The sequence below is a fragment of the Alterinioella nitratireducens genome (genome assembly GCF_013155465.1).
Taxonomy (GTDB): Bacteria; Pseudomonadota; Alphaproteobacteria; order Rhodobacterales; family Rhodobacteraceae; genus Alterinioella; species Alterinioella nitratireducens.
On sequence record NZ_JABJVX010000008.1, the window covers coordinates 205088 to 218882 of the forward strand.

General features: G+C 66.6%; 16 protein-coding genes. 9 read left to right on the forward strand and 7 right to left on the reverse strand.

The window, feature by feature from the left end; all coding sequences use genetic code 11:
• The first annotated feature begins 15 nt into the window (after nt 1–15).
• The 3 genes from HNS34_RS14625 to HNS34_RS14635 are packed head-to-tail and all read left to right on the forward strand — an operon-like array spanning nt 16 to nt 2414.
• Nucleotides 16–744, forward strand: a complete 729-nt coding sequence (locus HNS34_RS14625; protein WP_235952742.1) for a DUF484 family protein — start codon at nt 16–18, stop codon at nt 742–744.
• A gap of 41 nt (nt 745–785) precedes the next feature.
• Nucleotides 786–1673 (forward strand): tyrosine recombinase XerC, encoded by an 888-nt coding sequence (locus HNS34_RS14630; protein WP_214647498.1) that lies wholly within the window; start codon nt 786–788, stop codon nt 1671–1673.
• Between the two features lie 39 nt (nt 1674–1712).
• The gene (locus HNS34_RS14635; RefSeq protein WP_172320831.1) at nt 1713–2414 is read left to right on the forward strand and encodes a CDP-alcohol phosphatidyltransferase family protein; all 702 of its coding nucleotides are present in this window, start codon (nt 1713–1715) and stop codon (nt 2412–2414) included.
• 423 nt (nt 2415–2837) lie between these two features.
• Here the strand turns inward: HNS34_RS14635 and HNS34_RS14640 are convergent, their stop codons facing one another.
• The 4 genes from HNS34_RS14640 to HNS34_RS14655 form a co-directional block, all read right to left on the reverse strand.
• Nucleotides 2838–3062: a Flp family type IVb pilin gene (locus tag HNS34_RS14640; RefSeq protein WP_172320832.1), complete on the reverse strand. Its 225-nt coding sequence runs from the start codon at nt 3060–3062 to the stop codon at nt 2838–2840.
• Nucleotides 3059–3220: a hypothetical protein gene (locus HNS34_RS14645; protein WP_172320833.1), complete on the reverse strand. Its 162-nt coding sequence runs from the start codon at nt 3218–3220 to the stop codon at nt 3059–3061. The genes HNS34_RS14640 and HNS34_RS14645 overlap by 4 nt, the downstream gene beginning before the upstream one ends.
• Before the next feature lie 137 nt (nt 3221–3357).
• Nucleotides 3358–4158, reverse strand: a complete 801-nt coding sequence (locus HNS34_RS14650) for an inositol monophosphatase family protein (protein WP_172320834.1) — start codon at nt 4156–4158, stop codon at nt 3358–3360.
• Between the two features lie 115 nt (nt 4159–4273).
• Complete coding sequence (locus tag HNS34_RS14655) at nt 4274–5179, reverse strand: LysR family transcriptional regulator (RefSeq protein WP_172320835.1); 906 nt, start codon at nt 5177–5179, stop codon at nt 4274–4276.
• 94 nt (nt 5180–5273) lie between these two features.
• Between HNS34_RS14655 and metF the strand changes: the two genes are divergently transcribed.
• From metF to HNS34_RS14680, 5 genes are all read left to right on the forward strand, one after another.
• Nucleotides 5274–6149 carry a methylenetetrahydrofolate reductase [NAD(P)H] gene (metF, locus tag HNS34_RS14660; protein ID WP_172320836.1) on the forward strand — a complete coding sequence of 292 codons (876 nt, stop codon included), beginning with the start codon at nt 5274–5276 and terminating at the stop codon, nt 6147–6149.
• Nucleotides 6150–6240: 91 nt separating this feature from the next.
• On the forward strand, nt 6241–6729 hold the full coding sequence (locus HNS34_RS14665; RefSeq protein ID WP_172320837.1) for a PaaI family thioesterase: 489 nt from the start codon (nt 6241–6243) through the stop codon (nt 6727–6729).
• 77 nt (nt 6730–6806) lie between these two features.
• Entirely contained in the window at nt 6807–8000 is a 1194-nt protein-coding gene (locus HNS34_RS14670; RefSeq protein ID WP_172320838.1) for an aspartate aminotransferase family protein, read from the forward strand.
• Between the two features lie 96 nt (nt 8001–8096).
• On the forward strand, nt 8097–9002 hold the full coding sequence (gene argF, locus HNS34_RS14675) for an ornithine carbamoyltransferase (protein WP_172320839.1): 906 nt from the start codon (nt 8097–8099) through the stop codon (nt 9000–9002).
• 267 nt (nt 9003–9269) lie between these two features.
• The gene (locus HNS34_RS14680) at nt 9270–9860 is read left to right on the forward strand and encodes a GcrA family cell cycle regulator (protein WP_172320840.1); all 591 of its coding nucleotides are present in this window, start codon (nt 9270–9272) and stop codon (nt 9858–9860) included.
• Nucleotides 9861–9936: 76 nt separating this feature from the next.
• Here the strand turns inward: HNS34_RS14680 and HNS34_RS14685 are convergent, their stop codons facing one another.
• Together HNS34_RS14685 and HNS34_RS14690 are read right to left on the reverse strand one after the other, a co-directional pair.
• Entirely contained in the window at nt 9937–10422 is a 486-nt protein-coding gene (locus tag HNS34_RS14685; protein WP_214647496.1) for a transglycosylase SLT domain-containing protein, read from the reverse strand.
• The gene (locus HNS34_RS14690; protein WP_172320841.1) at nt 10419–12389 is read right to left on the reverse strand and encodes an AsmA family protein; all 1971 of its coding nucleotides are present in this window, start codon (nt 12387–12389) and stop codon (nt 10419–10421) included. The genes HNS34_RS14685 and HNS34_RS14690 overlap by 4 nt, the downstream gene beginning before the upstream one ends.
• Before the next feature lie 171 nt (nt 12390–12560).
• Here HNS34_RS14690 and HNS34_RS14695 point away from each other — a divergent pair, with 171 nt between their 5' ends.
• Nucleotides 12561–13346, forward strand: a complete 786-nt coding sequence (locus HNS34_RS14695) for an SDR family NAD(P)-dependent oxidoreductase (protein WP_172320842.1) — start codon at nt 12561–12563, stop codon at nt 13344–13346.
• Here the strand turns inward: HNS34_RS14695 and HNS34_RS14700 are convergent.
• Nucleotides 13246–13653: a transposase gene (locus HNS34_RS14700; RefSeq protein WP_235952749.1), complete on the reverse strand. Its 408-nt coding sequence runs from the start codon at nt 13651–13653 to the stop codon at nt 13246–13248. The genes HNS34_RS14695 and HNS34_RS14700 overlap by 101 nt on opposite strands.
• Nucleotides 13654–13795: the final 142 nt, after the last annotated feature.

Sequence of the window (13795 nt, forward strand, 5' to 3'; positions counted from 1 at the left end):
AAGCAAAAGACGAGCATGAGGGCAGAGGATATGGGCGAGAGGGCAGAGCCGTTGCAGGACTGGCGTGAGCGGGTCTTGAGCGACCCGGATCTGATTTTGGACGACCGCGACGTGATGCGCGCGCTGATCACCGCGAATGACCGCCAGATGGGCGGCAATATCGTGGATATGCGCGGCATCGCCATGGAACGGCTGGAAAACCGGCTGGACCGGCTGGAGGACACGCACCGCTCCGTGATCGCGGCGGCCTATGAGAACCTCGCCGGCACCAACCAGGTGCACCGCGCCATCCTGAAACTGCTGGAACAGCGCGATTTCGAGGCGTTCCTCAAGGTTCTGGGCACGGATGTCGCCGCCATCCTGCGCGTCGACCGTATTCGGCTGGTGCTGGAAAGCGCCGAGGCCAGTGCCGATGCCGCCCCCAAGGTGCAGAAGCTGGAGGATGTGCTGACCGTGGTCAGCCCCGGTTTCGTCGATCACTACCTGACCGGCGGGCGCAACATCCCCGACCGCGCCGTCACCCTGCGCCAGGTCGGCGACGGGTCCGACCGCATCTATGGCGAGGCCGCCGACTGGATCGCCTCCGAGGCGCTGCTCAAGCTCGACCTGGGCCAGGGTCGTCTGCCCGCGCTGCTTGTCATCGGGTCCGAGGATCCGCACCAGTTCCGGCCCTCGCAGGGCACCGATCTGCTCAGCTTCTTCACCGGCGTGTTCGAGCGGTCCATGAAGCGGTTCCTGGGCTAGGGCCAGTGAGCCTCACGATCAGCCCCGCCGCCCGAGACCTCATGGCCGCCTGGCTGGCCGATGTGGGCGCGTTGCGCGGCGGGTCCGAGGCCACCGTGACGGCCTATGCGCGCGACGCGACCGGGTTCCTGGCCTTCCAGACCGGGCACCATGGCGACAGCATGGGCCTCTCGCCGCTGAAGACGCTCGGCCCCCGTGACATGCGCGCCTGGATGGCGTTTGAACGCGGGCGCGGCGTGTCGGCAAGATCACTCGCGCGGCAGCTCTCCTCGGTCAAATCCCTCTACCGCTGGTGGGCCGAACGCGACGGCTTCGACGCCACCGCGATCCTCTCCACCCGGTCGCCCAAGTTCCAGCGCAAGCTGCCCCGCCCCCTGTCGGTTCCGGCGGCGCGCGAGCTGCTGGAAACGGTCGAGGCGCAGGACAGCCGCGACTGGGTCTCGGCGCGCGACGTGGCCGTCGTGACCCTGCTCTATGGCTGCGGTATGCGCATCTCCGAGGCGCTTGGCCTGAGTGCCGCGATCCTGCCGCTCACCGACACGCTGCGCATTCGCGGCAAGGGCGGCAAGGAGCGGGAGGTGCCGGTGCTGCCGATGGCGCGCGCCGCCGTCGCCCGCTACGCCAGCCTCTGCCCGCATGACCTGGCCCCCGGCACGGCGCTCTTCCGCGGTGTCCGGGGCGGCCCCCTCAACCAGCGCCTGATCGCCCGCGTGGTCGAGGCCGCGCGGATGCAGCTTGGCCTGCCCGCCACGGCCACGCCGCACGCGATGCGGCACAGTTTCGCCACCCATCTGCTGGATGCGGGCGGCGATCTACGCGCGATCCAGGAGCTTTTGGGCCACGCCTCGCTTTCGACCACCCAGGCCTATACCGGCGTCGATACCGCGCGCCTTATGGAGGTCTATGCCAATGCCCATCCCAAGGCCTGACGGGTTGCGGAAACCGGCACGATCCGGCATGTGACGCGGATGGATATTCGACTGAAAGCCCTATCCGTCCACCTCTTCACCGCCACCGGCGCGGTGTTTGCCATGCTCGCCATGCTGGCCGCGGTCGAGGAGAAATGGCCGCTGATGTTCGGCTGGCTGGTGGTGGCCTTCATCGTCGACGGCATCGACGGGCCGCTGGCGCGCAGATACGACGTCAAGACCAACGCGCCCGAGTTCGACGGCACGTTGATGGACCTGATCATCGACTATCTCACCTATGTCTTCATCCCGGCCTATGCGTTGTTCAAGTCCGACCTGCTTCCGGGCTGGACGGGGTGGCTGGCGATCATCGTCATCACCTTCGCCAGCGTGGTCTATTTTGCCGACACGCGGATGAAGACCAAGGACAACTCCTTCTCCGGCTTTCCGGGATGCTGGAACATGGCGGTGCTGGTCCTCTTCGCGATCAGCCCGAATTTCTACGTCATCCTGGCGCTGGTGATCCTGTTCTCGGTGGGGATGTTCCTGCCGTTCAAGTTCATCCATCCGGTGCGCACCGAACGCTGGCGCGCGTTGTCGCTGCCTGTCGCCATTGCCTGGACGGGATTCGCGGGATGGGCCGCGCTGGTGGAGTTCCACCCGCAATCCTGGGCGCTCTGGGGGCTGATCGTGACCTCCATCTACTTGGCATTCGCCGGTATCGTGCAGCAGATCATCCCCGCAAGTAACGGAAACAGTTAGGAAAATACACGTAGGTGTATTTTTTATGCAAAAAGACTTGTCTCCGCGCGCTAACGGTGTATATTTAACACCAACAGAACAGTTCATGACCTCCCTGCCCCCCACGACCCCGACGACCCCTGCCTCTCTCTCCCCTCCCTGACCTTGCCCTGCCGGCCCTCCCTCCGGCAGGGTTTTTTCTTGCCTGCACACTGGTTGCGCCGGACAGAAAACACCGCCTTTCCCGATTTTTTCGTGTTTTTCCTACACCAGCCCCTTGCGCCCCGATTTCATAAGTGTATAAATAACACCATAAGATGACGAAGACACGAGAGACCAAAGCGACATTTGAATTTTTTGATGACGAAAACCTTTATCGGCGGATGGAAGTGTCGGACCCGTGAGACCGGCAGGACCATCCGCCATTAAGGTTTTTCCGGCGTCTCAGTCCTCGGCCTGCGCCTCGCGAAACGCGTCCCATTCCTCGAAACTTGTCCTGATCTCGATCCCCGACAGGTTCGAGCGGATATCCCCCGCCAGCCCCTCAACGCCGTCGCGGACCTGCGCCATCACCGCCAGGCCCAAGCCGACCGTGGCCGCCGTCAGCACCACCCAATCGACGGTGACCGCGCCGCGTTCATCGGCCAGAAACGCGCGATGCCGGTTCATTCCACGCAGGCCGCATCCGTGGCGGCGCAATCCGGCAGGTGCTGCGGTTCGCGGTCCAGCATCAAGATGACGGCAATGATCGCCACCCCGGCCCCGGTGATGCCGATGGTCAGCGCGACCCAATCCCGGGAGACCGCCTTGCGGACCCCGACGGCCATTGCCCTTGCTTTGCCTCTTGGCATGGTCTGTCCCCTGCCCTCGGCCCCCAACGGACAGAGCTACCGGGCCAACCGGGCCGATTTTAGGAAAACCTGGGGAAAACCGTGCCGAAACGGAGGCGATTGCGTGGCCCCGGTCAGGCCGTCTCGCGGCTGCGGATCAGCTTGGCGAAAGGATCGAAGATCGCCTCGGCCCCGGCAACGATATGACCGTCCTCCAGCAACGACTGCCCCTCGCGGATCGGCTGCACCAGCGCCCCCGCTTCGCGCGCGATGACGACACCGGCGGCGATGTCCCAAGGCTGAAGCCCGCGTTCCCAATAGCCGTCATAGCGCCCCGCCGCGACATAAGCCAGGTCCAGCGACGCCGCCCCCCACCGCCGCACACCGGCACATTCCGGCATCAATCGCGCCAGATCCTGCAAGCAGGCGGGCAGATACCGGCCACCCGCGAAGGGCACGCCGGTGGCGAAGACGCTTTCGATCATCTTGCTCCGGCCCGACACGCGCAACCGCTGCGAATCGTTCAGCCAGGCGCCCGACCCCTTCTCGGCATAGAACATCTCGTCCTTGGCGGCGTCGAAGACCACGCCCGCGACGACCTCGCCCTTGTGCTCCAGCGCCACCGAAACGGCCCAATGCGGCATCCCGTGCAGGAAATTCGTGGTGCCGTCCAGCGGATCGACGATCCAGCGCCGCGTCGGGTCGGTGCCCGCCACTTCGGCGCTTTCCTCGGCCAGCCAGCCGTAATTGGGCCGCGCGCCCATTAGCTCCTCGCGCAGGATCGCCTCGGCGGCCATGTCGGCCTTGGACACGAAATCGCCCGGCCCCTTCGAGGAAACCTGGAGGTTCTCCACCTCGCGGAAATCCTTGACCAGGCTTCGGCCCGCCTTGCGCGCGGCCTTGATCATGATGTTGAGGTTTGCGCTGCCCTGCATGGTCGTCCCCTATTCGGTCAAGCCCGTGCGTATAGACCCCGCGCCGGGGACTGCCAAGGGCCTGAACGGGGGTTTTTTCAGGCTCACATCAGTGAGGGGTGCGGGCGTCCTGCCCTCAGGCGCGTTGCAGCTTGACCGGCTCGCTGCGCGCCAGCCGCAGGACATGGGCCATGAAGGGCTTGGTGGTGTCATCGCTCCGCGTGGCCCCGAACAGCCGCCGGGTCAGGCCGGTTTCGGTCAGGGGCCGGGTGATGAAACTGGCATTGCTGCGCGTCTCGCGCACGACCCAGTCGGGCAGCACCGCCACCCCGCGATTGGAGGCGACAAGCAGCAAGATCACGGCGGAAAGCTCCACCTGCCGCACGGCGCGCGGCTCCACCCCGGCGGGGTGCAGAAGTTGGCTGAACACGTCCAGGCGGCCCCGCTCCACCGGGTAGGTGATCAGCATCTCATCGGCGAAATCCTGCGCCTTGACGTAAGGTTTGGCCGCCAGCGGATGCTCGGCGGCAGCCACGAAAACCGGCTCGTAATCAAAAAGCGGCGTGAAATCGACGCCCGGCAGAGGCTCGGGGTCCGACGAGATCACCAGGTCCACCTCCTCGCGCATCAGCGCGGGCAGCGCCTCGAATTGCAGGCCGGGGCGAATATCGACATCGACATCGGGCCAGGCCACACGGAATTTCTCCAGCACCGGCAGCAGCCAGTCGAAACAGGCATGGCATTCGATGGCGATATGCAGCCGCCCCGATTTGCCCGAACGCAGCGCGCGAAACTCCTCCTCCATCGCAGCCAGTTGCGGCAGCACCTGATCGGCCAGCCGCAGCAGGCGCATGCCCGCGCTTGACAGCTTCATCGGCTTCGACCGCCGCACGAACAGCTCCATCCCCGCCTGTTCCTCCAAGCCCTTGATCTGGTGGGACAGCGCGCTTTGCGTGATGTGCAGCCGCTCGGCGGCGCGGGCCAGCCCGCCCTCCTGGTGGATGGCCTTGATGGTGCGCAGGTGGCGGAACTCGATATGCATTAGCCGGGCTCATATAGATGATGAGAGTTATGAATTTGCTTCACGCGCACCTCTATGGGACATCTTGGGCAACTGATCAAGGATGCCCCTCGCCATGACCCTGCCTCACCCGCCCCGCGTTTCCTTCGAGTTCTTCCCGCCGCAATCGCTGGAGGCCTCGTTCCGCCTGTGGGACACGCTCAACACGCTGGCCCCGCTCGGCCCCGAGTTCGTCTCGGTCACCTATGGCGCGGGCGGCACCACGCGCGACCTGACGCATGACGCGGTCAAGACGATCCACGGCCATACCGGCGTGCCGGTGGCCGCGCACCTGACCTGCGTCGATGCCTCGCGCGCCGAGACGCTGGAGATCGCCGACAGCTACGCCGCCGCCGGTGTCACGCAGATCGTCGCCCTGCGCGGCGACCCGCCCAAGGGCGCTGCGGGCTTCGCGGCGCATCCCGACGGCTTCGCCTCCTCGGTGGACCTGGTGGCGGCGCTGGCCGAAACCGGACAATTCGACATCCGCGTCGGCGCCTATCCCGACCCGCACCCCGAGGCCGCCGACATGGCCGCCTGTGTCGATTTCCTCAAGGCCAAGATCGACGCCGGTGCAACCTCCGCCATCACGCAATTCTTCTTCGAGGCCGAAACCTTCTTCCGCTTCCGCGATGCCTGTGCGGCTGCGGGCGTCACCGCCCCGATCATCCCCGGTATCCTGCCGATCACCAACTGGACCAAGGTGCGCCGCTTCGCCACGACCTGCGGTGCGCATATCCCCGACTGGCTGGAGGACGCCTTCAGCGTCGCGATCCGCGACGGGCGCGAGGAATTGCTCTCGACCGCGCTCTGCACCGAGCTGTGTTCGGACCTGATCGAGGGCGGCGTCGCGGACCTGCATTTCTACACCCTCAACAGCCCCGACCTGACCCGGACGATCTGCGCCGCCCTCGGCGTGACGCCGCAGGTGGCGCTGTCGCAGGTCGCCTGAAGGGACGTTGCGTCACGACAGGCGCACGGGCTTGCGCCGGACCGGGGCGGGCGGCACCCTGCCCGCGACGTCACCGACGAAAGACCGCCCCATGACAGCCCCCTATTTCGCCGCCAACCCTGCCGAGTTGCCCGACCGCGAGGCCCTGACGTCCATGTCGGGCCTCGCCTTCATGCGGGGCATCCTCGACGGCACCGTCCCCGGCCCGCCGATTGCCCAAACGCTGAACTACCGGCTGGACAGCGTCGCGGACGGGCGCGTGACCTTTCGCGGCAGCCCGCTTTTCGACCATTGCAACCCGATGGGCACGGTGCATGGCGGCTGGTATGGCACGCTGCTGGACAGCTGCATGGCCTGCGCGGTGATGACCAAGGTGCCGCGGGGCTCGGTCTACACGACGCTGGAATACAAGGTGAATATCATCCGGCCCATTCCCCTGGGGCTGGAGATCCTGGCGGAAGGCATCGCCAGCCATGCGGGCCGCTCCACCGGGGTGGCCGAGGGCACGATCCGGGGGGTGGAGGATGGCAAGCTCTACGCTACCGGCTCCACCACCTGCATCATCATGAAGATGACCTGAGCGCCCCACCGATTTCATTGACTTCAACCTTCCGTTGGGGCAAGCGGGACGCTTCAATCCCTCCATGGAGACACACCATGATCACGCCGGTCCTGCCAAGCTATTCCCGCGCCCCCCTGTCCTTCGTCAAAGGCGAAGGCGCATGGATGGTCGAGGCCGATGGCCGACGTTTCCTGGATTTCGGGGCGGGCATCGCGGTGACGGCGCTTGGCCATGCCCATCCCGCCCTGGTCAAGGCGCTGACCGATCAGGCGGGCGCGCTCTGGCATACCTCGAACCTCTATAACGTCCCGCAACAGCAGGCGCTGGCCGAACGCCTGGTCGAGCACACCTTCGCCGACACCGTCTTCATGTGCAATTCCGGCACCGAGGCGGGCGAGCTTGCCGTCAAGATGGCGCGCAAATACTGGTATGAGAAGGGCCAGCCAGAACGCAACGTGATCGTGACCTTCGAGGGCGCGTTCCATGGCCGGTCCCTGGGCATGATCTCGGCGGCGGGCGGAGAGAAGCTGACCAAGGGCTTCGGCCCCCTCCTGCCCGGTTTCCGCCACCTGCCCTTCGGCGATATCGACGCGCTGGAGGAGGCGGCGAAAACCGCCGACCTGGCCGCGATCATGGTCGAGCCGGTGCAGGGCGAAGGCGGCATCCGCCCGCTCTCCGACAGCGCCCTCAAGCGGATGCGCGAGATCTGCGACGAGACCGGCGCGCTGCTCATTTTTGACGAGATCCAGTGCGGCATGGGCCGGACCGGCAAGCTCTTCGCGCATGAATGGGCGGGCATCTCGCCGGATATCATGATGGTCGCCAAGGGCATCGGCGGCGGCTTCCCGCTCGGCGCGCTGCTGGCGACGGAAGAGGCCGCGCTCGGCATGACGCCCGGCACGCATGGTTCCACCTATGGCGGCAACCCGCTTGGCTGTGCCGTGGGCTGTGCCGTCGTCGACGAGGTCACCCGTGACGGCTTCCTCGACGATGTGAACCGCCGCGCCGGGCTGCTGCGCCAGAAGCTGGAAGGGCTGGTCGCCGGCCATCCCGACATCTTCACCGGCATTCGCGGCCAGGGCTTCATGTTGGGCCTGATCTGCAAGGCACCCAATCTCGACGTGGTCAAGGCAGGATACGATGCCGAGATCCTGACCGTTCCAGGCGGCGACAACGTGGTGCGGCTCTTGCCCTCGCTCACGATCACCGAGGAGGAGATCGCGGAAGGCATCGACCGCCTCGACCGCGCCGCCACCGCATTGGAACGTACCCTGCAAGGGGCAGACTGACCTCCTCCTTCTTTGTTCCCTAAATATCCTCGGGGGGAGCGCGAGGGGGGCAGACAGCCCCTCTCGCTCCCGCCACCAGCCAAGGGCCCCGGACGCATGACGCATTTCCTCGACATCCACCAGACCTCACCCGCTGACCTGCGCCAGATGCTGGACGAGGCCGCCCGGATGAAGACCGCGCGCAAGGGGCTGCCCAAGGGCACGCCGGATGCGGAACAGCCGCTGGCGGGCCACATGGTCGCGCTGATCTTCGAGAAACCCTCGACCCGCACCCGCGTCAGTTTCGATGTCGGTGTACGCCAGATGGGCGGGCAGACCATGGTGCTGTCGGGGGCCGACATGCAGCTTGGCCATGGCGAGACCATCGCCGACACCGCCCGCGTGATGTCGCGCTATGTCGACCTGATCATGATCCGCACCTTCGAGGAACAGACGCTGCTGGAAATGGCCGAACATGCCAGCGTCCCGGTGATCAACGGGCTGACCAACCGCACGCATCCCTGCCAGATCATGGCCGACATCCTCACCTTCGAGGAACATCGCGGCCCCATCAAGGGCAAGAAGGTGGTCTGGTCGGGCGATGGCAACAACGTCTTCGCCAGCTTCGCCCATGCCGCCCGGCAGTTCGAGTTCGACCTGGTCTTCACCGGCCCCGAGACGCTGGACCCCGAACCGGGCCTGCGCGCGGGCATCACCATCGAGCGCAACCCGCAAAAGGCCGTGGAAGGCGCGGATCTGGTCGTCACCGATACCTGGGTCTCCATGCACGACCCGCAATCGGCCCGCGAACGCCGCCACAACCAACTGCGCGGCTACCAGGTGAACGAGGCGCTGATGAGCCGCGCCAAACCCGACGCGCTCTTCATGCACTGCCTGCCCGCGCATCGCGACGACGAGGCGACCAGCGCCGTCATGGACGGGCCGCATTCGGTGATCTTCGACGAGGCGGAAAACCGGCTCCATGCGCAGAAGGCCGTGATGCGGTGGTGCCTGGGGGTCTGAGGCGGCTTCGGTGCTTGCGCACCGACCCGGCGTCGCGCGGCGTCAGGCCCCCTTGCGGGAGCCCTCCTTCGCGCGAGGGGCGCATCGGATATAGGGCTGCGATTGGGTTCGGCGGTTGGAATCAGGTATTTTTGGCAAAATGAAAGAGCGGGCGGGGCACTCCTGGCACGGGGATTGGTGCAAACCCCGCCCTTGCCCCTTTCCATCCCCCGCCCGGACCCATATAACCAGAGGCTGCATTTGGGCTAAGGATCAGGAGGGACTGTCATGTCCTGGACCGACGAGCGGGTAGAGCTTCTGAAGAAGATGTGGGGCGAGGGGCAATCGGCCTCGCAGATCGCCAAGGAACTGGGCGGCGTGACCCGCAACGCGGTGATCGGCAAGGTCCATCGCCTCGGCCTGTCGAACCGCACCACGGGTGCGACCGCGAAACCGACCGGTCCCGCGGCGGCGGCCCCGGCGGCAAAGGAAGCGCCCGCCAAGCCCGCGCCCAAGCCCGAGCCCAAGACCGAACCGGCCCGCGCCGCGGAACCGGCGGCCGAACCTGCCGCCAAGCCAAGCAATGTCACGCCGCTGCGCAAGCCCATCGTGCCCGCGGGCCAGCCGCTGCCGCCGCAGCCCTCGGCCAACGAGATCAGCCCCGAGGCCCTGGCCAAGGTCAACGAGATCGAGAAACACGCCAAGCGCCTCAGCCTGATGGACCTGACCGAGCGGGTCTGCAAATGGCCCATCGGCGACCCCGCGACGGATGATTTCTATTTCTGCGGCCTGCCGGTGCAGCAGGGCAAACCCTATTGCGAGGCGCATGTCGGGGTGGCCTTCCAACCGATGAGCAGCCGCCGCGACCGGCGCCGCTGACCCCGGACACCAACCGGCGCGCGCGGGCCCGAGAGCCTTCCAAGGCTCTCGCGAGACCTTTCCAAAGGTCTCGCCCCTACCCCCGGCAATTGCGCGCGATTTCCCGGTCGTTCAGCCCGGTTTCCACCAGCATGCAGCGGTCGCGCGCCTCGTAGTAATAGCCGCGCGCATACCAGCCGATGGCCTCGGCCTCGTCGCCATCCGACAAAAGCCACGCGCCGCGCAGGTAGCGCACGGCGTAGCGCAGGTTGGTATCGGCATCGAGCAGCTCGGAGGCGGGCCCGCGATGGCCCATGGTGCGCGCCGTCTGCGGCAGGATCTGCATCAGCCCGTAATACGGCCCCGCCCGCGCATCGACCCGGTAATCGCTCTCGCGGTCGATGGAGCGGTGGATCAACGAGGCGGGCACATCATAGACATCGGCATAATAGTTGATCAGGCGGCGCAGTTCCGGCGTCTCGTTGGGGTAGAGCGGCGGCTCTCCCCGCGCGACCGCGTCCCGGCCCGAGCCCCCGCACCCGGCCAGCACCAGCAAGGCCGCGACTGTCACGATACGGATCAATTCCCGCTCCCCCCGCCGAACAGCCGCAGAAGCTGGGTCTCCGCCTCTTCGCGCAGCCGGTCCTCCAGCGCGTCCTCAAGATCCTCGACCGTCTCCACATCGGTGCCGAGCGCCTCGGACGCCGCCTCCTGCAAGGCACCTGTGGCCTGCTCCTCCAGCGCGTCGATCTGTTCTTGCAACTCCGCCTCGGCCAGCGCCTCAAGGTCGATGCTGAAACTCGGGTCGCTCCAGGCACCCGAGATGCGCAGCGGCACGCGGATACCGCTGGCCTCGCCCGCCAGCACCTCCGGAATGATCGTGTAATCCAAAACCCGCGCCCCGAACCCCACCGTGCCCGAGCCCGAGACCCGGCCAACCGCCGATTCCATCGCGAAATCCTCGTTGCTCAACACGCCATCCGCGACCGTGAAACTGGCTGCAAGGCTGTCATAGACGGTGCGCGATCCCTCGCCCTGGTAGGAGGTATCGAGGTTGCGGATCATGCCCCAGATATCGAGCCCCAGGATCGCGCCCTGCCCGAGATCGAGACTGCCCGACCCCGAGACCGAATTCATCAGCGCCTGCATGCTGTTGCCGACCAGCAGCAGGTCGATCGTGCCGCTGCCGGTGCCTTCCAGCCGCTCATAGCCCGCAAACTGCGTCAGCAGCGGGGCCAGTTGCACATCGCTCAGCCGCAGGTCGCTGCGCATCGACAGCCCGCCGCGCCCGTTGAGGATGAATTGCCCGCCGATGGTCCCGCCATACCCCGCGACCTCGCGCAATTCCGTCACCAGGCGGCCCGCCTGCAGCGTTGCGCGTATATCGACCGCGTCCAGCGTGGCCATGCCAAGGTCCAGCCCGGCCAGCACCAGCGCCACATCGGCATCCGCCCCGAACAGCCCGCTGACGTCGATCGGGTCGCGAGACCAGCCGGTCGCCCCGGCGCCGCCCTCGGCCTCCGCGCCGCCCTCGGAAAGTCCGGTGAGGTCCAGCGCGCCGCCTTGCAGCCGCGCCCGGATCATCGGGCGATCATCGCCGGGCAGGATATCGACATCGCCGGTCAGCCGGTTGTCATCCAGCACGATGCTCGCCTCGCGCAGATGGGTCGAGCCCTCGGAGGCCAGCGTCACCGCCGCGTTCATCGCGATCCGGTCGCGGCCAAGCCCGCGCGGCAATTCCAGCGCCGGCTGGCCCGCCAGCGCCATCACCGGATCAAGATCGGTCGCATCCAGCGCGATGGTGCCCTCGACGCCCAAGGGCACCAGCCCGACCCGGCCATCGAACCCGGCCTCGCCGCCCGTCCAGCGCGCGGTCAGCACGACGGGGCGAAGATCGCCCTCCAGAAGCGGCCCGACCCCGTCGATCACGCCATCTATATTGATCGCGGCGCCGTTCATCACCGCGCCGCCCTCCAGCGTCGCCCGCCCCTCAGCCGAGGGCAGGGTCAGCACCATATCGACATCGCTGATGCGCAATTCCGTTTCCGCCACGCTGTCGCGGTAGAACAGCGCGCCATTGGTGATCTCGGCGATATCGAGGCTGAAATTCTCCAGCCCGCTGCCGCCGCTGCCGCCATCGCCGTTCACGGCCTCCACCTCCTCGGCGCCCGAGAAATCCCAGCTGACCGCGCCGTCTTCCCCGCGCACCAGCACGATCTGCGCATCGACCAGTTCAAAGCGCTGCACCTGCACGCGCCCGCCCCAAAGCGCGCTGGCCCCGATGCCGACATGCATCACCTCGGCCTGCAACAGCGGCCCGTCCTCGACCCAGGCGGGGTTGCCGATCACCACACCCTCGGCGCGCACGCCCAGTGTCGGCCAGATCGACGGGCGCACATCGCCCGAGATGGTCATGCTCCGGCCCGTGGCGCGCTCGAACTGGTCGCCCGCCAGCGCCGCGATCCGCTCTGCCGGGATCACGAACAGCGCCGCGATGGCCAGCACCGCCACCAGCACCAGGGCCCCGACTATCCGAAATATCCAGCGCATTGCCCGCCTCCCGACTGCTGCCTGACGCCAATCCTAGCCCGAAAGCGCCTCGGGGAAACAGCCCTGAAAACGCGGGCACTTGCGGGCGGGCGGGCTTTCGCCCCCGCGCGCATTGACAGATGCCCCGCAAGCCCGCACTGCTGCAGGGCAGCCCGAACGACAGGAGCCCCCATGCCCGATACCGCCCTCATCACCGGTGCCTCCTCCGGCATCGGCCGCGAATTTGCCCGCCTTCATGCCGCGCGCGGCGGCGACGTGATCATCACCGCCCGGCGCGAGGCCGAATTGCAGGCCCTGAAGGAAGAGATCGAGGCCGCGCACGGCGTCACCGTCCACATCATCGCGCTGGACCTCGGCGCCGAGGGCGGGGCCAATGCGCTCTGGGATCGTGTCACGGAGTTGGGCATCCCGGTCGACATCCTGATCAACAATGCGGGCTTCGGCGGCCAGGGCGCATTCATCGAGCGCGATCTGGCCCAGGATCTCGCCATGATCGACCTCAACGTGAAGGCGCTGGTGACCCTCACCCACCACGCCATGCGCGCCATGGCGGATCGGGGGCGGGGCAAGATCCTCCAAGTCAGCTCCACCGCCGCCTATATCCCCGGCCCCCTGCAAGCCACCTATTATGCCACCAAGGCCTTCGTCAGCAGCTTTTCCATGGCGCTGGATCAGGAGATGCGGGCGAAGGGCGTCACCTGCACCGCGCTGGAGCCCGGCTATGTCCAGACCGGTTTCGCCGATGCCGCCGATCTGGAAGGCACCGATTTGGTCGGCGCGGGCGAGAAGGGCGCGCAGCCCGCGGATGTGGCCCGGATCGGCTATGAGGCGATGCTGGCGGGCAAGCTGCGCGTCATCAATGACCCGATGCTGCGCCTGCAACTGCGCTGGCTGATCCCCTTCGCGCCGCATCGGATGGTGCTGAAGATGATCGAGAAGATGCAGACCAAGCGGTAGAGTATCCGTCTTGATCGAGCGGTTTTTTGGGCCCATCCCGATCTTTTCTGATGAGAGTGTTGGCAAGTTCCAGCAGCTTTCGCATGAGGGCCGTGAGAGCGACTCTTGGCGGTTTTCCTGCTTGTGTCATGCTTTGGTATTTCTGCCGCAAATCCGGGTTGTATCGGGCGGCGACGAGGGCGGCCATGTAGAGCGCATCGCGCAGGAACTTTCGGGCACCCTGTATGAAGGCCTTGCCGCACCACTGGCCGGATTGTCGGGCCATGGGGGCGGGGCCGACAAGGCTGGCGGTCTGTTTGCGGGTCATGGCGCCGATCTCGGGGCATTCAACCAGGATCGTGACGGCGCTGACCTGCCCCAGCCCGGGTTTTTGGATAGTGTCCCGGGAAATGGTGTAACTTTGCTCTTCGGCCTTGGCTCGGCCGCAGTTACAGGGCGGCGATTGTCGC